The 16,712-nt window shown below is 70.5% G+C and carries 15 protein-coding genes; 3 read left to right on the top strand and 12 right to left on the bottom strand.

Annotated features, from left to right (window positions below):
- From EUC46_RS00410 to EUC46_RS00385, 6 genes are all read right to left on the bottom strand, one after another.
- Positions 1-1,092, bottom strand: coding sequence for a thiamine pyrophosphate-dependent enzyme (locus tag EUC46_RS00410; RefSeq protein WP_128772223.1), 1,092 nt, complete (start codon positions 1,090-1,092; stop codon positions 1-3).
- Entirely contained in the window at positions 1,089-2,306 is a 1,218-nt protein-coding gene (gene porA / locus EUC46_RS00405; protein ID WP_128772222.1) for a pyruvate ferredoxin oxidoreductase, read from the bottom strand. The genes EUC46_RS00410 and porA overlap by 4 nt, the downstream gene beginning before the upstream one ends.
- Positions 2,296-2,895: a 2-oxoacid:acceptor oxidoreductase family protein gene (locus tag EUC46_RS00400; RefSeq protein ID WP_128772221.1), complete on the bottom strand. Its 600-nt coding sequence runs from the start codon at positions 2,893-2,895 to the stop codon at positions 2,296-2,298. Before EUC46_RS00400 ends, porA begins: the two co-directional genes overlap by 11 nt.
- Positions 2,896-3,069: 174 nt before the next feature.
- Entirely contained in the window at positions 3,070-5,766 is a 2,697-nt protein-coding gene (acnA, locus tag EUC46_RS00395) for an aconitate hydratase AcnA (protein ID WP_128772220.1), read from the bottom strand.
- Between the two features lie 264 nt (positions 5,767-6,030).
- Entirely contained in the window at positions 6,031-7,446 is a 1,416-nt protein-coding gene (locus EUC46_RS00390) for a class I SAM-dependent RNA methyltransferase (RefSeq protein WP_241655302.1), read from the bottom strand.
- A gap of 66 nt (positions 7,447-7,512) precedes the next feature.
- Entirely contained in the window at positions 7,513-9,585 is a 2,073-nt protein-coding gene (locus tag EUC46_RS00385) for an APC family permease (protein ID WP_128772219.1), read from the bottom strand.
- 58 nt (positions 9,586-9,643) lie between these two features.
- Between EUC46_RS00385 and EUC46_RS00380 the strand changes: the two genes are divergently transcribed.
- Positions 9,644-10,309, top strand: a complete 666-nt coding sequence (locus EUC46_RS00380) for a potassium channel family protein (protein ID WP_128772218.1) — start codon at positions 9,644-9,646, stop codon at positions 10,307-10,309.
- A gap of 3 nt (positions 10,310-10,312) precedes the next feature.
- Positions 10,313-11,041 carry a potassium channel family protein gene (locus tag EUC46_RS00375; protein WP_128772217.1) on the top strand — a complete coding sequence of 243 codons (729 nt, stop codon included), beginning with the start codon at positions 10,313-10,315 and terminating at the stop codon, positions 11,039-11,041.
- Here EUC46_RS00375 and EUC46_RS00370 read toward each other — a convergent pair.
- From EUC46_RS00370 to EUC46_RS00355, 4 genes are all read right to left on the bottom strand, one after another.
- Entirely contained in the window at positions 11,013-11,735 is a 723-nt protein-coding gene (locus EUC46_RS00370) for a DUF3159 domain-containing protein (RefSeq protein ID WP_128772216.1), read from the bottom strand. The two genes, EUC46_RS00375 and EUC46_RS00370, sit on opposite strands and share 29 nt — an antisense overlap.
- Positions 11,732-12,106 (bottom strand): OB-fold nucleic acid binding domain-containing protein, encoded by a 375-nt coding sequence (locus EUC46_RS00365; RefSeq protein WP_128772215.1) that lies wholly within the window; start codon positions 12,104-12,106, stop codon positions 11,732-11,734. The genes EUC46_RS00370 and EUC46_RS00365 overlap by 4 nt, the downstream gene beginning before the upstream one ends.
- Entirely contained in the window at positions 12,103-12,798 is a 696-nt protein-coding gene (locus EUC46_RS00360; RefSeq protein WP_128772214.1) for a DUF3710 domain-containing protein, read from the bottom strand. The genes EUC46_RS00365 and EUC46_RS00360 overlap by 4 nt, the downstream gene beginning before the upstream one ends.
- A 99-nt stretch (positions 12,799-12,897) precedes the next feature.
- Positions 12,898-13,203 carry a DUF4193 domain-containing protein gene (locus tag EUC46_RS00355; RefSeq protein WP_128772213.1) on the bottom strand — a complete coding sequence of 102 codons (306 nt, stop codon included), beginning with the start codon at positions 13,201-13,203 and terminating at the stop codon, positions 12,898-12,900.
- 375 nt (positions 13,204-13,578) lie between these two features.
- Here EUC46_RS00355 and sepH point away from each other — a divergent pair, with 375 nt between their 5' ends.
- Positions 13,579-14,733: a septation protein SepH gene (sepH, locus tag EUC46_RS00350; protein ID WP_421700909.1), complete on the top strand. Its 1,155-nt coding sequence runs from the start codon at positions 13,579-13,581 to the stop codon at positions 14,731-14,733.
- Between the two features lie 37 nt (positions 14,734-14,770).
- Here the strand turns inward: sepH and EUC46_RS00345 are convergent, their stop codons facing one another.
- Both EUC46_RS00345 and EUC46_RS00340 read right to left on the bottom strand, forming a co-directional pair.
- Positions 14,771-16,045: an alkaline phosphatase family protein gene (locus EUC46_RS00345; RefSeq protein ID WP_128772212.1), complete on the bottom strand. Its 1,275-nt coding sequence runs from the start codon at positions 16,043-16,045 to the stop codon at positions 14,771-14,773.
- Positions 16,042-16,629, bottom strand: a complete 588-nt coding sequence (locus EUC46_RS00340; protein ID WP_421700907.1) for a DUF5998 family protein — start codon at positions 16,627-16,629, stop codon at positions 16,042-16,044. The genes EUC46_RS00345 and EUC46_RS00340 overlap by 4 nt, the downstream gene beginning before the upstream one ends.
- Positions 16,630-16,712 lie beyond the last annotated feature (83 nt).

Raw genomic sequence — 16,712 nt, 5'->3', positions numbered from 1 at the left:
TCAGTTCTCCTCGGGGGCGTCATTGAGATCAGCCCGGACGCCTAGGCTCGAGGCGGCGCCGGTGGCGCCGTCGGGCAGGACGGGAGCGAGGTCCTCCGCCCCCAGTAGGCCGTAGCGGCGGATATTGCGGTCGGCGATGGCCTGGATACGGGCAATGGTCGTCTCGTCCTTGCGCGGCCTGAACAGGTGGGTGTAGCGGCGCTGCAGGACGAGGTAGTCCTCTACGGGGACCTGGCGGCGGATGGGGGTGACCCCGGTGACTTCGCCGTCGACGGCTTCGAAGACCGGGAAGAGCCCGGACTGGGTGGCCAAACGGGCCAGGCGCACCGTGTGCGAGGACTTCGTGCCCCACCCCAGGGGGCAGGGGACGAAGACGTGGATGTAGCGGGCCCCATGCATGGTCATTGCGCGGCATACCTTGCGCTCCAGATCGTGCAGGTCCGCGACGGTGGCAGTGGCCACGTAGGGGATCTCGTGAGCCATGGCGATGCGGGGCACGTCCTTGCCCTGCCCGAAAACATTGCCGGGGTTCGGGCCGACGGCCTGGGTGGTGGCCGTGCGCGCCGCCGGCGGAGTCGCACCGGAGCGCTGCACGCCGGTGTTCATGTAGGCCTCGTTGTCGTAGCACACGTAGAGGACGTCGTCATTGCGCTCGAACATGCCGGACAGGCAGCCGAAGCCAATGTCCACAGTGCCGCCGTCACCCCCCTGGGCGACCACGCGCACCTCTGAGCGCCCCAGGGCCGCCAGCCCGGCGGCGGCGCCGGTGGCCACGGCCGGGGCGTTGCCGAATAGGGAGTGCAGCCAGGGCAGGCGCCAGGCGGACTCGGGGTAGGGGGAGGAGAAGACTTCCAGGCAGCCGGTGGCGTTGACGGTGACCACTGAGCCGCCGGCGTCCTCGGCGGCGGCCGCCGCCGCATCCAGGACGTAGCGGGCGCCCAGGGCCTCGCCGCAGCCCTGGCAGGCGCGGTGCCCGGATGTCAGGGTGTTGGCGCGCTCCCGCCGCGACTGGATGGACTGGGCCTCCGGTAGGAGACGGTTGCCCACGGCGAAAGAGCCAACCTGGTAGAACTTAATGCGCTGGTCACTCATGCGGGCTCTCCTTGGGTTACGGGCTCGGGGTGGCCCACCTGGGAGGTGTGCGCGGCCAGCGCCGCGTGGTCCAGGTCCATGAACTCCAGCTCGCCGGTCTCGCCATGGCAGGCCCGCTCCAGGACCGCGCGCAGGCCGGTCGAGGTGATATCGCGCCCGCCCAGACCGGCGACCACAGTGCTCAGAGTCACCGACCCGGCCCGCCGCCACAGGACGCGGCGCAGATCCTCCTCGACAATGCCGCCGCGCCCCGGACTGAAGGCGCGCTCCAGGCTCACCACCCGTCTGGCCCCCGCTAGGGCCTTCTCCATGGCCCGGAGCGGGAAAGGGCGGAAGGACACCAGCGAGACCAGGCCAATGGGGATGCCGCCTTCGCGCATGGTGTCAATGACGTCCTTGAGGGTGCCGGTCACCGACCCCAGGGCCACCACAATGGTCTCAGCGCCCTGGGTGCGGTAGGTGTGGAGCAGTCCGCCGCTGTCGCGCCCGAAGGCGGCCGCGAATTCTGCGCCGACCCGTTCAATGACCTCCAGGGCGTGGACCTGCTTGGTGTGGGCCAGGTAGCGGACCTCGGTGAAAGCCTCAGGCCCCACCATGGCGCCAATAGTGACCGGGTCGGCGGGGTCGAGGCGCTGGACCGGGGAGAAGGGGGGCAGGAAGGCGTCGACCTGCTCGCGCTCGGGGACGTCCACGCGCTCGACCGCGTGGGTGAGCACGAAACCGTCCATGCAGACCATGACCGGCAGGCTCAACTCCTCGGCGACGCGGAAGGCCTGAACATGGAGATCGGCGGCTTCCTGGTTGTCGCCGGCGAATAGCTGGAGCCAACCGCAGTCGCGTTGGCTCATGGTGTCGGACTGGTCGTTCCAGATATTAATGGGGGCGCCAATGGCGCGGTTGGCCACGGTCATCACAATGGGCAGGCCCAGGCCGGCGGCGTTGTAGACGGCCTCGACCATGAACAGCAGCCCTTGGGAGGCGGTGGCGGTGTAGGCCCGCGCCCCCACGGCCGAGGCGCCAATGGCCACGGACTGGGCGGCGAACTCGGATTCGACATTGACGTACTCGCACTCCAGCTCACCGACCTTCACCAGCCGGGACAGCTCCTCGACAATGTGCGTCTGCGGGGAGATGGGGTAGGCGCACACCACGCCCGGTCGGCAGGCGGCCACGGCTGCGGCGACAGCCTTGGAGCCTTCGATCTCACACAGCACTGGCGGCCTCCTTGAGGTTGCGGGCGAGCGTGTCCGCCACAATCCGGTGGGCGGCGCGGGCGGCGGCGATATTGCGCTGCCCGACGGCGCCGGGGAAGCGATCCGAGATAGCGCCGCACACGGCCTCCAGGCCCACAATGTCGGTGACGGCCGTGAAGGCGCCCAGGAGCACGGCGTTGGGCATGGGCCGCCCCAGATGCTCCATGGCCAGGTCGGTGGCCGGGACCGTCAGGCGGTGGGCGTCGGGCAGGTCGGCGACGGTGGCCGGGTCGATGTCGAAGGCGCTGAAGGGCTTCGCAGAGTTAATAATGGCGTAGCCCCCCGGCCTCAAGCCGGCGAAGACGTCAATGGCGCTCAGAAGGGTGGGGTCCTGGACAATGACCGCGTCAGGGGTGAGGACCGGCTCGTGGGAGCGGATGGGCTTGGTGTCAATACGGCAGTAGGAGACAACCGGTGCCCCGGTGCGCTCGGAGCCGAAGGAGGGGAACGCCTGGGCGTGACGGTCCTCCTTGAAGGCCGCGTAGGCCAAGAGGTCTGCGGCAGTGACGACTCCTTGCCCGCCGCGCCCGTGGATGCGGATCTGGAACACCTGGTGGCCTCCTCGTCCCGGCGCCCGCCGGCGCCTCACTGTGTTATGAACCACTGTAGGAGCCGACGGCGCCCAGCGGACCGATTTGCGACAAGACGTCTCAAAAACCATCGCTCGGCCGGGCGGCAGCGGTGAGCGCAAGAGGCGTTATGGGCCCGGGAGACCACCTGGGGGCTAGCCGCGGGCCAGGGATCGCAGCACGTACTGAAGAATGCCGCCGTTGCGGAAGTAATCGGCCTCCCCGGGAGTGTCAATGCGCACGACGGCGTCGAAGGCCACCACCGAGCCGCCCGTCTTGGTGGCCCTGACCTCCACCGTGGCGGGCGTGACGCCGTCGTTGAGCGCCGTCAGACCCCTAATGGTGAAGGTTTCGGTACCGTCCAGGCCCAGGGATGCGGCACTCTCACCGGCGGGGAACTGCAAGGGCACCACGCCCATGCCAATGAGGTTGGAGCGGTGGATGCGCTCAAAGGACTCGGTGATGACCGCCTTGACGCCCAGCAGGGCCGTGCCCTTGGCGGCCCAGTCGCGTGAGGAGCCGCTTCCGTACTCCTTGCCGCCCAGCACCACCAGGGGCACGTCGGCGGCCCGATAGGCCTGGGCGGCGTCGAAGATCGACTCCTGGGCGCCGGTGAGGAAGTTGCGCGTGTAGCCGCCCTCCACGCCGTCGAGCAGCTGGTTGCGGAGCCTAATGTTGGCGAAGGTGCCGCGGATCATGACCTCGTGGTTGCCCCGGCGCGAGCCGTAGGAGTTGAAGTCGCGCCGGGCCACCCCATGCTCGGCCAGGTAGCGGCCCGCCGGGGAATCGGGCTTAATGGCGCCGGCCGGGGAGATGTGGTCGGTGGTCACCGAGTCCCCCAGGAGCGCCAGCACCCGGGCGCCCTCAATGTCCCTCACCGGGGTCAGCTCCATGGTGAGCCCGGCGAAGAAGGGGGCCTTGCGCACATAGGTGGAGTCCTGGTCCCAGGCGAAGGTCTCGCCCTGCGGGGTGTCCAGGCCGCGCCAGCGCTCGTCGCCGGCGAAAACGTCGGCGTAGTCGCGGGTGTACATCTCCCGGTCAATGGTGGTGTCAATGGTGTCCTGCACTTCGACGGGGCTCGGCCAGATGTCGGCCAGGAAGACGTCGTTGCCGTCGGGATCCTGGCCCAGGGGCTGGGTGGCGAAGTCGAAATCCATGGTCCCGGCCAGGGCGTAGGCGATGACCAGGGGCGGGGAGGCCAAGTAGTTCATCTTGACGTCGGGGTTAATGCGCCCCTCGAAGTTGCGGTTGCCCGAGAGCACGGAGACCACGGCCAGGTCGGCGTCATTGACGGCGGCACTGACCTGCGCGGGCAGGGGCCCGGAGTTGCCGATGCAGGTGGCGCAGCCGTAGCCCACAACGTTGAAGCCCAATTCGTTGAGGGCCGGCCACAGGCCCGCCTTCTCGTAGTAGTCGGTGACCACCTGGCTGCCCGGCGCCGTGGAGGTCTTGACCCAGGGCTTGGAGCGCAGGCCCCGGGCCACGGCATTGCGGGCCAGCAGCCCGGCGGCCACCATGACGCTCGGATTGGACGTATTGGTGCATGAGGTGATCGAGGCGATGGCCACGTGCCCGTGGTCGAGCTCAACGGCGGTGCCGTCAGCCAGGGTCACCGGCGTGGGCTTGTGGGCCTCGGGCGCGTAGGCGGGCAGGGCCGCCTCGAAGGCCTCCTTGGCGCGGGACAGCTCGATACGGTCCTGGGGGCGTTTGGGCCCGGCGATGGAGGGCACCACGGTGGACAGATCCAACTCAAGGTACTCGGAGAACACCGGCTCGCGGTCCGGGTCATGCCACAGGCCCTGGGCCTTGGTGTAGGCCTCCACCAGGGCGATGGTCTCCTGGGAGCGGCCGGTCAGGCGCAAGTAGTCCAGGGTCTCCTCGTCAATGGGGAAGATGGCCGCCGTTGAGCCGAACTCGGGGCTCATGTTGCCGATGGTGGCCCGGTTGGCCAGGGGGACCTGGGCCACGCCCTGGCCGTAGAACTCCACGAACTTGCCCACCACCCCATGGGCTCTAAGCATCTGAGTGATGGTGAGGACCACGTCGGTGGCGGTGGCGCCGGCGGGGATGGACCCGGTGAGTTTGAAGCCGACCACGCGCGGAATGAGCATGGACACGCTCTGGCCCAGCATGGCCGCCTCGGCTTCAATGCCGCCCACGCCCCAGCCCAGCACGCCCAGGCCATTGACCATGGTGGTGTGAGAGTCGGTGCCCACACAGGTGTCCGGGTAGGCCTGGGTGACCTGCTGCTCGCCCTGCGCCGTTGTCCGCTGCACCTGCCGGGTGAAGACGGTGCGGGCGAGGAATTCGATATTGACCTGGTGGACAATGCCGGTGCCCGGGGGCACGACACGGAAATTCGACAGCGCCCCCTGCCCCCAGCGCAGGAACTGGTAGCGCTCCGCGTTGCGCTCGTACTCCAGCTCCTTATTGCGCTCCAGGGAGCTGGTCAGCCCGAAGGAGTCGATCTGCACCGAGTGGTCAATGACCATCTCGGCGGGGGCCAGCGGGTTAATGACCCCGGGGTCCGCGCCCAAGTCGGCGACGGCCTCGCGCATGGTGGCCAGGTCCACAATGCAGGGCACCCCCGTGAAGTCCTGCATGACCACGCGCGCCGGGGTGAACTGGATCTCGGTGTCCGGTTCGGCGGCAGGATCCCAGGCGGCCAGGGCGCGCACATGGTCGGCGGTGACATTGGCCCCGTCCTCGGTGCGCAGCAGGTTCTCGGCCAGGACCTTCAGGCAGTAGGGCAGGCGCTCCAGGCCGGGGACGGCGTCCAGGCGGAAGATCTCGTAGCCGGTGCCGCCCACGTCGAGGGTGGCGCGCGAGGAGAAGGTGTCGAGGCTCGTCAACGTCGTTGCTCCTGTTCTCTTCGGGCTCCTGCTTAGGCGCGGGTCGAGCGCAGGCAGGCCAGGTCAGCGTCAACTTAGCCGACGCCCTGTCACGCCGCGTCAACACGTATCCCGCTGCCCCCAATATCGTGAGGGCCGCTGCGCCGAACCCGGTGGGGGCCAATAATGGCCCCCACCGATCCCCACCGACCCCGACCACCGGGGCGGCCTGGGCTCCCGGCGGATTGCCGGGCTGGGCCCCGGTAGCGCCGCCCGGCCGCCGGATCAGCGGCGTTCCAGGACGGCCAGGGTCTCGAAGTGGTGGGTGTGGGGGAACATGTCCAGGGCGCTCATGGCCCCGAGGCGGTAGCCGCCGCGCAGCAGGGCCGCCAGGTCGCGCGCCAGGGCCGCCGGGTCGCAGGCCACGAGGACGACGCGGCGCGGCCCCAGGGCCGCCAGCGCCTCCATGACCTCACGTCCGGCCCCCTGCCGGGGCGGGTCGAGGACGACGACGTCAGCGCATTCGCCCCCGCCGGCGCCGAAGGAGGCCCCCAGGCTCTCCACGGCCCGAGCACTGACTCGCCCGGCCAGCAGGCGGGCATTGCGGTGGCGGTGCAGGACGCGGCGGGCGTCCCCCACGGAGGTCTCGTCCCCTTCCAGGGAGCACACCTCGCCGGCGTACAGCGCCAAGGGGAGGGTGAACAGACCCGCGCCCGAGTACAGCTCCAGGACCCGCAGGCCCGCACAGTCCCGTGCGTCTGGGGCCGGCACCCCGGGGGCGCTGCCGGCCGCCGTCGGCTCCTCCGCCAGGGCGGCGCGCACCACCCGGTCCACCAGCACCCTGGGCGCGTCGCAGTGGACCTGCCAGAAGCCGTTGATATGCACCGAGTAGCGCAGTTCATCGAGGCCCAGGCCGGAGGCGTCAACGACCTCTTCGACGCGGCGCCGCCCCGTGACCCGGCCCGCGCCGGTCAACGCCCGCCCGCCGATCGAGACCACCGGATCACCGCCGGAGGGCGCCACCGCCTCAATGCGCATGCCCGGCTCGTAGAGCTTGCGCCAACGCGAGCGCTCGGTCAGCCCCAGCTCGGCGATGGCGGGGACCGCCAAGGGGAGGCGGGTTACCGGCAGGACCGTCCGGGAGCGAAAGGCGTGCATGCCGGCGCGCCCGTCGTCGGTGACGGTCAGGGACAGGCGGGTGCGTGTGGCGGCCCCGGCGCGCCTGCGCCGCCATTTATCAGGGCTGGCCTCGGTGGCCGCGTCGGTGGGCAGGGCCTCAATGGGGACGGCGCCCTGACGCGCCTGCGGCAGGGCGGACACGGCCTCGGCGGTGGCCGGCCCGCCAATGCGGCGCAGGCAGTCGGCCAGGACCCAGCGCTTCCAAGTGCGCTGGGCGGGCAGCGCCACATGGGAGAGCTCGCCTCCCCCGACTCCCCCGGGCCCCGCCTCGGGCCACAGGGAGGGGACTCGGTCCGGTGAGGCGGAGAGCACCTCGATAGCGTCCGCCCGCCACATCTTGGAGGTCTTCTCGGTGACGCGGGCGCGCACGGTCTCTCCGGGCAGGGCGTGACGCACGAAGACGACCCGCCCGGAGGGCTCACCCACCGGGCGGGCCACACAGTGACCCCCGTGAGCGGGGGCGCCCACGGACAGTGTCATGCCCGTCATGTCAGTCATGTCCTCGGTCATCTTTTCGGTCATCCATCTTCTCGTGGGCCGCGCCCATCTTCTCGTGGGCGGCGCCCGGGCCGCCCCGGGCTTGCCTGCTCATGCCTTCTGCCGGGATTCGGAGGCGGGGGTCAGTCGGCCGGCCTCCACGCGGCGGGCGGCCACGTCGGCGTCGACAATGCCCTTGGCGGTGCGGGCGCGCACGCCGTGGTGAATGTGGGACTCCCCGGGCAGCCCCAGCTGCCAGGGCACGGAGGCGACCACCACACCGGGGGTGAACAGCAGCGCAGTCTTAAGTCGCAGGGCTGTTTGGTTATGGAGGATCTGCTCCCACCAGTGGCGCACCAGGTATTCGGGCAGGAAGACGACGACCAGGTCACGAGGGGATTCGCGGCGCACTGAGCGCACATAGTTGACAATGGGTCGCGTAATGTCGCGGAAGGGCGAATCCAGGATGGTCAGTGGCACAGGGAGCTCGGCGTCGTCCCAGTCCGCTAGAAGCCGTTCGGCCTTGTCGTGGCCGGTATCCACTGTGAGCGCCTCAATGGTGGTGGGGTGCGTGGACTGGGCGTAGGTCAGGGCCCGCAGGGTGGGCTGGTGGAGCCGGGAGGCCAGGACAATGGCGTGGACGTGCGCCGGCAGCACCCGGGAGTCGTGGAGGTCCTTAATGGCCACTTCTTCGCTCACCCGCCGGTAGTGGCTGCGAATGCGGTTCATCACTACGAAGAGGACCGCCATAATGGTCAGCGTAATCCAGGCGCCCCGGGTGAACTTGGTCAGCAGCACAATGACCAGGACCAGTCCCGTGCCGGCCACACCAATGGCGTTGATTATGCGTGCGCGGATCATGCGGGAACGGGCCCTGGGGTCGGTGGCGGTGGCCAGGACCCGGCTCCAGTGGCGGACCATGCCGACCTGGGAGAGCGTGAAGGAGATGAACACGCCCACAATGTAGAGCTGGATGAGGCGGTTGGTGCTGGCCTGAAAACCGACGATGAAGGCCACCGCCCCCAGCCACAGCACAATTATGCCGTTGGAGTAGGCCAGGCGGTCCCCCCGCTGAGAGAGCTGACGCGGCAGGAACTCGTCGCGGCCCAGCACCGAGGCCAGGACGGGAAAACCGTTGAAGGCCGTGTTGGCGGCCAGGACGAGGATGAGGCCGGTCACCGCGGTAACCAGGTAGAACATGGGTTTAAAGCCGTTGAAGACGGCGGCCGCGATCTGGCCGATGACCGGGTCCTGGTGGTAGCCCTCGCTCAGCGGCGCCCCGTTGCTCAGCAGCCCAGTAGCGGGATCCTCCACCATGCGCACCCCGGTGGCCCCCGCCAGGTGGATAATGCTGAGCAGCATGAGGGCCGCAATGGTTCCCAGCAGCAGCAGGGTGGTGGCCGCATTCTTGGACTTGGGGCGCTGGAAGCTGGGAACGCCGTTGGAGATGGCCTCCACCCCGGTCAGGGCCGCGCAGCCCGAGGAGAAGGCGCGCAGAACCAGGAAGGCGCCGGCCAGCCCGCTCAGCCCCTGCTCCCAGCCGGCCTGGGTGACCACGTCGAAACCGGCGCTGGGGGCCCGGTCCAGGTGCCCGGTGGCCTCCTGGATGAGGCCCGTTACCGCCATAATGCCAATGGCCGCCATATAGATGTAGGTGGGAATGGCGAAGGCGCTTCCCGACTCGCGGGCGCCCCGAAGATTGAGCAGGGCCAGGAGCGTGCAGACGCCGACGGCGATCTCCACCTTGTGGCCCGCGACGGCGGGCACGGCCGCCGCCAGGTAGGCGGTGCCCGAGGACACCGAGACGGCGACCGTGAGCACGTAGTCCACCAGCAGCGCGGAGGCGACGAGCAACCCGGCATGGGGGCCCAGATTGGTGGAGACCACCTCATAGTCCCCGCCGCCGGAGGGGTAGGCGTGGACGGTCTGGCGGTAGGAGGCCACGACTACCAGCAGGACCCCGACCACGGCCAGGGCGACCCACGGGGACAGGGCGGTCGCCGCCACGCCGGCGACCGCCAGCGTCATGAGCACCTCGTCCGGGGCGTAGCCTACGGAGGACAAGGCGTCCGAGGCGAAGACGGGCAGGGCGATCCGCTTGGGCAGAAGCGTCTCACCTAGCGCCCGGCTGGGCACTGGGCGGCCGATGAGGACCCGCTTGACACGGTCTGCGAAGTCACGCACAAAGTAAAATGCTACGTCTGCGTTCCCTCAGGTCCAAGGACAGGAGTACCGTTCCCTCGTGCATTTCGTCATCATGGGCTGTGGTCGCGTGGGCGCCTCCATGGCCACCCAGCTCGATCACACGGGCCACTCGGTGGCCATTATTGACATGTCCTCAGACGCCTTCCGCCGTCTACCGCCCGACTTCAACGGCCGCAAGGTCAAGGGAATCGGTTTCGACCGCGACGCCCTGGAGCAGGCCGGCATTGACGAGGCCTACGCCTTCGCGGCGGTCTCCAGCGGAGACAACTCCAACATTGTGGCGGCCCGGGTGGCGCGCGAGAGCTTTGGCGTCGAGCACGTCGTGGCCCGCATTTACGACGCCCGCCGGGCGGACGTCTATGAGCGGCTCGGCATTCCCACCGTGGCCACGGTGCGCCAGACCGCCGAGCAAATGATGCGCCGCATCCTGCCGGGGGGCGTGGCCCGCGAGATGGAGGATCCCTCGGGCACGCTCAGCCTGGTCCAGCCCGACGTCTCCACCGCCTGGGTGGGCATGAGCGTGGCGGCCCTGGAGGAGCGCCTGGGGGTGCGGGTCGCCTGGATCTCCAGGGGTCAGGAGGCCGTGGTGCCCACCGCCGTCACCAGTGTTCAGGAGCTCGACCGCCTGCACCTGGCGGTGCGCAATGAGAGGATCCGCGCGGTCCAGCGGGCCCTGTCCCGCCCACCGGCCCAGGAGGTCTGAAAGATGAGGATTGTCATTGCCGGAGCCGGGACCGTGGGGCGCTCGATCGCGGGCGAGCTCATTAGCCACGGCCATGAGGTCACCCTGGTGGACCGCTCCCCCGAAGCCATGCGCATCGCTTCGGTCCCCGAGGCCGACTGGCAGCTGGCCGACGCCTGCGAGGCCGACGCCCTGGCCAACGCCGGCGCCGGGGACTGTGATGTGGTGGTGGCCGCCACGGGGGATGACAAGGTCAATCTCGTGGTCTCCTTGCTGGCCAGGACCGAGTACGCGGTGCCCCGCACGGTGGCCCGGGTCAATAACCCGAAGAACGAGTGGCTTTTCGACGACACCTGGGGGGTGGATGTGGCCGTGTCCACCCCGCGCATTATGACCTCCCTGGTCGAGGAGGCGGTCTCCGTCGGCGCCCTGGTGCAGGTTTTCACCTTCCACCAGTCCGGTGCCTTTATGCACGCCCTGACCCTGCCCGAGGACTCCCCCGTCATTGGCCTCCTGGTGACGGATGTGGCGCTGCCCCCGCACACGGTGCTCGCGGCCATCCTGCGCGACTACCGGCCTATTAGCCCCGACCGCGACGAGCGTTTTGAGCGCGGCGACGAATTGGTCTTCCTCACCGCCCCTGAGGGCGAGTCGGCCCTGGCTGAGCTGCCCGTGATCTTCTCCGGCGCCGCTCAAGAGGCCGCCCCCGCGGCCGGTGGAGCGGTCAGTGCCGCGCCGCCGACCGCGGGCTGACCAGGAGCCACACGAACCACAGGGTCAAGGCGAATAAGGGCAGGCCCAGTACCAGGCGGGCGAATCCCAGGGGGCCAGTGGCCTGCGCCAGGTAGAGAGGGGCCTCGACCGCCAGTCGCAGGGCGAACATCCCCGCCAGCACGACGGTGGCCAGCTGGTAACGGCGGCGCACCGGGCGCTGGTCGGGGTCGCGGCGCCACGACCACGGCGAGTTCGTCGCAGTGCCCGGGGCGGGGTCAGGGCTGTCGGCGCGCTCAGGGCTCCGGGCCGGGGCGGCCCCGGCGGCGCGCCACAGGCCCATGAGCACCCCCACCAGGGGCCAGCCCACGAGTACCGACCCGGCGGTGGCGGTCAGCCAGAGGGCGTTAATGGCCAGTCCGGTGGCGTAGAAGTTGGCGGCCTCGCCGCTGCGCCACGCCCAGGCCGCTGAGACCACCACCAGCACCGCCCCTCCCAGGGCCTGTGTGGCGCCCTCGCGCTGAAGGAGCCGCAGCACCAGCGCCAGGGCGCTCATGGCCAGGGAGGCCACCAGAGCGGGAACCAGGGCCGTGGGGCGCAACGCCATAATCACCACGAAGACGACGGTCGGGGCGGCCGACTCCAGTACGCCCCGCCATCCGCCCACAGCCGCGGCGGCGTCGTAGTGCTCGGCGCCAATGGCTCCCAGCCCATTGGTCGATGTCGTTCGTCTCATGCGCCAGGTCCTAGAAGCTCGTAGGAGGGGTTGTAGATGGTGGGGCGGGAGCGCCCGGCGGCCACCATCCCTTCAGCCTTGAGGTGGGTGCCGGGGTGGATGCCGGCGATTGAACGGCGCCCGACCCACACCAGGTCCACCGAGCCAGTGCCATCGAAGAGCTGACCGACCAGCATGGGCTTGTCCGCGGCCGGCCGGTAGGTGATGGCGCGCAGCACGCCCGAGACCTGTGCGCGCCGGCGGGGCACCAGCGCGCTAATGGGCACGGTCCCGCGCTCAAGAGCCGAGCGGGCCTCGTCGTCAGCGTCAAGATCCTCGCGGCTGCGCCTCAGACTGCTCCACAGCTCGCGGAGGCGGGGGCCCAGGCTCATCGCACCTCGGCAATGGTGGGTCCGGGCGCCAGGGGGTCCAGGCCGGGAAGGTCCTCGACCTCGGGGCCGGCACTCTGGCCCGGGGCGTGAAGCGGCAGAATCTCACGCGGGGGGCGGGCCTGGGAGTCTCGCACGACCACAACGTCGTTGAAGACCTCCCGCAGTGCGGCGGCGGCCTTCTCATCGGTGGCGGCGCGCCCTTGGAGTACGCCGCGCAGGAACCAGCGGGGCCCGTCCACGCCGATAAAGCGGACATCGACCACGCCCGCCTGGCCGCCGGCCGCACGCACCGGGATCTGGGCGAGGATCTCAATGCCGTGGTCCCCGGTGATCTCCTGGGTGCGCGCCCGGCCGCGACTGAGCTCGTCGAGAATATCTGAACGCAACTCGTCCCAGATGCCGAAGGTGCGCGGGGCGGCGAAAGCGCGCAGCTCCAGGGAGGACCCGGCCAGGACGAGGACCACTGATCCGGCCACACCATTGGCCTTATCCGTCTCCAGGCGCACCTGCATGCCGTTGACGGCCGGAACCTGCAAGGACCCCAAGTCGAGGCGGGATCGTGACGCTGCGGCAGCAGGCAGATCGCCCGCATCCCAGGGGCCGGAGCGTTCGGGTGCGTCGTGGTCCGCCCCGGTGGTCCTGGCGGTATCCGAGTCGTCGGTGTTGGTCTTGCGGCGGGAGAACAATCCCATGAGGGGTCCCTAACTTTCAGTGGCGAAGCTCATGCGTCCGGCCCGGGCTTGGTGGGGCGCCATGGGGCGGGCGCCCCAGGCGCCGCGCCCCGGGGCGCATTAGCCGGCGCAGTCGGTGCACACCGGCAGGCCGGTGGCGTCGTCAACATAGGCGAGCTGACTGCGGTGGTGAACCAGGAAGCACTCCGAGCAGGTGAACTCATCCTCCAACTGGGGGACGACATGGACGCTCAGCTCCTCCCGGGACAAGTCCGCCCCGGGGAGCTCGAAGCCCTCGGCGACCTCGTTCTCATCCTCCTCAATGGCCTCGGAGGACTGGTCCTTCTGGCGAGCGGTGAGCTCCTCGATGGAATCGGCCTCAGGCTCGTCATCGTTCTTACGCGGGGCGTCGTAGTCAGTGGCCATAGACCTCGTCACTCTCTTCCGTCGACAGCTCTCATGGAGCGTGGTGGCGGCCGGCGAGCCGCAGAAGACCAGAGCTCGGCGTCGCGAATCATTCGCCCCTCCGAGCAGGGCACGCGCACAATAGCACCACCGCTCAGTAGCTTGAAGCCCGTGTCCGGGCGTGCCGTCGCCCGCCTGGCGCACCCCGGCGCTCGCCCCTCCCCCTCCCCTTATTGCGACGCCCGCCCGGCGCAATAAGGGGAGGCGGGTGTCGCAATACAATCGCAATACAGGGGAGGAGAATAGAGGAGGCGGGCACTGGCCGGGCGCGGTGGGGCCTCAAACACCGAATGCTGAAAGGCACACCGGCAAGCCTCCCCGCCTGGAGACGCGGCAATGGCAATCTGGGAGGGGTACGAGGATCACGAGGAGGCCGACCCCATGATCGAGCTTGAGCTGTTGGGAGCCAATGGCGATGTCGTCGTCATGACGGACGCTAGGGGGCAGCGCTACAGCATCGTCGTCGATGACGCCCTGCGCGCCGCTGTCCGCCGCGACCGCCCTGCGGCGCTACCGCAGCCGGCCGACTCCCCCGCCCCGAGCCCCCAGTTGCGCCCGCGCGACCTCCAGGCCCTCATGCGCGCCGGCGCCTCGGCCGCCGAGGTGGCGTCCTCCACCGGCCTGGACATCGCCCACGTGCGGCGTTTCGAGGGCCCCGTCCTGGCTGAGCGCCGCTGGGCGGTGGAGCAGGCGCAGGCTCACCGCGTGGGCTGGGAGAAGGACTCCCCGGTGCTCGGCGAGCTCGTCATTGATCGGCTGGCCACCCGCGGCGTGGACCCGGCCAGCTTGGAGTGGGACGCCTTGCGTGAGGGCCGTGAGCCCTGGCAGGTGACGCTGACCTTCGTCCAAGGCGCCGAGGAGAAGCAGGCCCGCTGGGTGCTTGACGTCCAGGCGCGCTCCATCACCGCCTTGGACGATGAGGCCCGCTGGCTGACCGAGGCCGCCGCCGGCGGGCGCAAGCCCGCCATCTTCGATCAGGACTCCCAGGCCACGGGCGCCTCCGCCCGCAACGCCGAGGACGCCGGGGACAAGGACCCCGAGCCCGCCCCCTCCGAGCCGGCGCTCCCCGACCCGGCCTCCCTGCCGGAGGCCCAGAACTCCACCGAGGCGCTGCTGGCGGACCTGGCCTCCAGCCGCGGGCAGCGTCAAGAGGTTGAGTCCCCCGAAGTCGAGGAGCTGAGCACCCCGGTTCTGGGAGAGGCCAAAGTCGTCTCCATGTCCGAGCGCCGTCGGGCCCTCGCCAACAGCCATCCCGCCGGGGCGCGCCTGGGGGCCTCCTCGCCGAGCGCCTCCTCACCGAGCGGCGCGGACGCCGCCAGCCAGGCCAGCGCCCACGAGGCCATTACCTCGCCGACGGCGCGAGTCGAGGACACCGGCATACAAAAGGCACTACCGCAGATGCCGCCGGTCGCGGCGCACCGGCCCAAGCGGCGCCCCCGCCGCTCGGTGCCCTCCTGGGACGAGATCGTCTTCGGCGCCAGGCCCGAGTAGCCCGGGCCCCGGCCAGCCGGGGCCGGGGCCCTGCGGCTCAGGTGCGGGTGATGAGCAGGGGGATGCGCATCTCCGCCGGCGTCAGGGACCCGTGGACACCGGGCATGGCGATGGCCGCCTCGGTGTGGACGCGCGGATCGACCACCACCCAGGTGTCGTTCATGGCCACCAGCACGTCACCGAGCACGCTCTGGGCGCGCTCCCCCAGTGGGCCCAGGTGCGCGTCCGCCTCCTGCTGCGTGCCGACCCACAGCGCTCGTGGCCCCAGGTGCTCGCGCCAGCGCCGGGCCACCTCGGCGGCCAGGTCCGCGTCCGACCCGGGCACATAGAGCTGGGTCAAACGCGGCTCCCCGGCCACGGCCACGACGTCCCGGGCCAGAACCGGGTCCGAGCTCACGTCAATGCGGTGGGAGCGATCAGTGTCCACCATGCCGTGGTCGGCGGTCAGGATAATGCGGGTGCCCCGCGGCACCCGGCGCATGAGTTCGGCCATGGCCGCGTCGAGGCGCTCGAGTTGGGTCAGCCACTGCGCGGAGCGCCAGCCGTGGGAATGCCCCGTGTGGTCGAGCTCGCCGACATAGAGGTAGACCAGGGGCACGCCCTGTCTCAGGGCGTGCGCCGCCAGGGCGGGGCGGCTCTCCATGGCATTGGCGCCCAGGTGCTTCGCCCCCCTGAGCCCGGCCTCGGTGAGCCCCGAGCCGGCGAAGCGGGCGGGGCCAATGCTCACGGCCAGGGGCACGGAGCCGCGAGAGGGGCCGCCGGGCCCCTCAGGGCGTTCAAGGCGCTCGAAGATGGTGGGCACGTCCTGCCAGGCCCGGGGGCTGGGGGCCTGCCCCTCCCAGGTGATGAGGCACAGGTTCTGCTCGTGGTGCGGGATGGTGCCCGCCGGCAGGTTCCGGTCCAGGCGCGGGTTGAGGACGGCGTAGCCGACCATGCCGGTGGCCCCCGGCAGGGCGCTGGTGCCCAGGGTCGTCAAGGCAGCGGCGGTGGTTGAGGGGCAGCAGGTGGTGGCCCGGGGACCTACCGGCCCGGATTGGGCCGCCGCGTACCAGGATCGCAAGGTGGGGGCGTGGCCGCACCGCTGCTGCAATTGCTCCAGGCCCAGGCCGTCGACGAGGACGACGACGGTGCCCCTCGCCCCGGAGCCGTCGGCCTCCAGCAGCCCCCAGGAGGTGGCCGCCCGGTGCGCCTCGGCGTCGGAGAGCACCCCGGGGGCCCGGACCGGGGCGAGAGTCAAGCCGGCACCACGGGCCGCCGCCCCCAGGACCTGACGCAGGTGCGGCAGGGGGGCGGGGGCGCCCGCGGCGGTCATCGGGCGGCCGCCTGGGAGGTGGCCGCCGACAGGGCGCGGGCGAAGTCCTCGGCGCGCGCCAGGGCCTCATCGCCCTCCACGCCGGCGGACACCCGCACCACGACGTCGTCGGGCACGGACAGGCCCGTCAGGCCGTGGTCGGCTTGACAGGCGGGGTCCGGGCAGCTGGCCGGCTCCAGCTCAATGCGGCGCACCGCCCCCCAGGACACCGCAATGGTCATCTCGGACAGGACTCCGCCGTCGGCGGCCGGCTCGCTGACGCCGCGCGTGAGGGCCACCGAGCGGATGGTGCTCATGGGCACGGCCTCACTGGTGGCCACGGCGCCGGGGCGGCCGTCCTCGCGGGCAACATCATCGACGTGGACAATAATGAAGCGGGTGTCCGTCAGGGCCAGCACCGTGAGGTGGCGGTGGACCGCCTCGTCAAAGGTGGTCTCGGCCTGGACCAGGTCGGTGCGAACCTCCTCGCCCCCCAGGGCCAGTTCCAGGGAGCTCAAGACGAGCTCCGGGTAGTAGCCGGCGCGGGTGACCGCCGTGGCGAGCGCGGCGGCGCTGCCCGACGCGGTGGTGTCCATCGGTGTCATGGCGGTCATTGTGCCACCGGGCGCCCTGTGGTCGCGCCCGGGCCCGGATGCGATGGCGTCGTGCGGCTCACGCCCGGGTGTCG

The sequence above is a fragment of the Actinomyces oricola genome (assembly GCF_004104015.1).
GTDB classification, from domain to species: domain Bacteria; phylum Actinomycetota; class Actinomycetes; order Actinomycetales; family Actinomycetaceae; genus Actinomyces; species Actinomyces oricola.
Note: the sequence above shows the minus strand (reverse complement) of the source record. Positions and strands in the feature narration are given on the sequence as shown.

Bases quoted from the DNA above. Each gene is read 5' to 3' on its own strand.
- EUC46_RS00410 (WP_128772223.1), bottom strand. From the start codon at position 1,092: ATGAGTGACCAGCGCATTAAGTTCTACCAGGTTGGCTCTTTCGCCGTG.
- EUC46_RS00390 (WP_241655302.1), bottom strand. From the start codon at position 7,446: ATGACCGAAAAGATGACCGAGGACATGACTGACATGACGGGCATGACA.
- EUC46_RS00375 (WP_128772217.1), top strand. From the start codon at position 10,313: ATGAGGATTGTCATTGCCGGAGCCGGGACCGTGGGGCGCTCGATCGCG.
- EUC46_RS00370 (WP_128772216.1), bottom strand. From the start codon at position 11,735: ATGAGACGAACGACATCGACCAATGGGCTGGGAGCCATTGGCGCCGAG.
- EUC46_RS00365 (WP_128772215.1), bottom strand. From the start codon at position 12,106: ATGAGCCTGGGCCCCCGCCTCCGCGAGCTGTGGAGCAGTCTGAGGCGC.
- EUC46_RS00360 (WP_128772214.1), bottom strand. From the start codon at position 12,798: ATGGGATTGTTCTCCCGCCGCAAGACCAACACCGACGACTCGGATACC.
- EUC46_RS00355 (WP_128772213.1), bottom strand. From the start codon at position 13,203: ATGGCCACTGACTACGACGCCCCGCGTAAGAACGATGACGAGCCTGAG.
- sepH (WP_421700909.1), top strand. From the start codon at position 13,579: ATGGCAATCTGGGAGGGGTACGAGGATCACGAGGAGGCCGACCCCATG.
- EUC46_RS00345 (WP_128772212.1), bottom strand. From the start codon at position 16,045: ATGACCGCCGCGGGCGCCCCCGCCCCCCTGCCGCACCTGCGTCAGGTC.
- EUC46_RS00340 (WP_421700907.1), bottom strand. From the start codon at position 16,629: ATGACACCGATGGACACCACCGCGTCGGGCAGCGCCGCCGCGCTCGCC.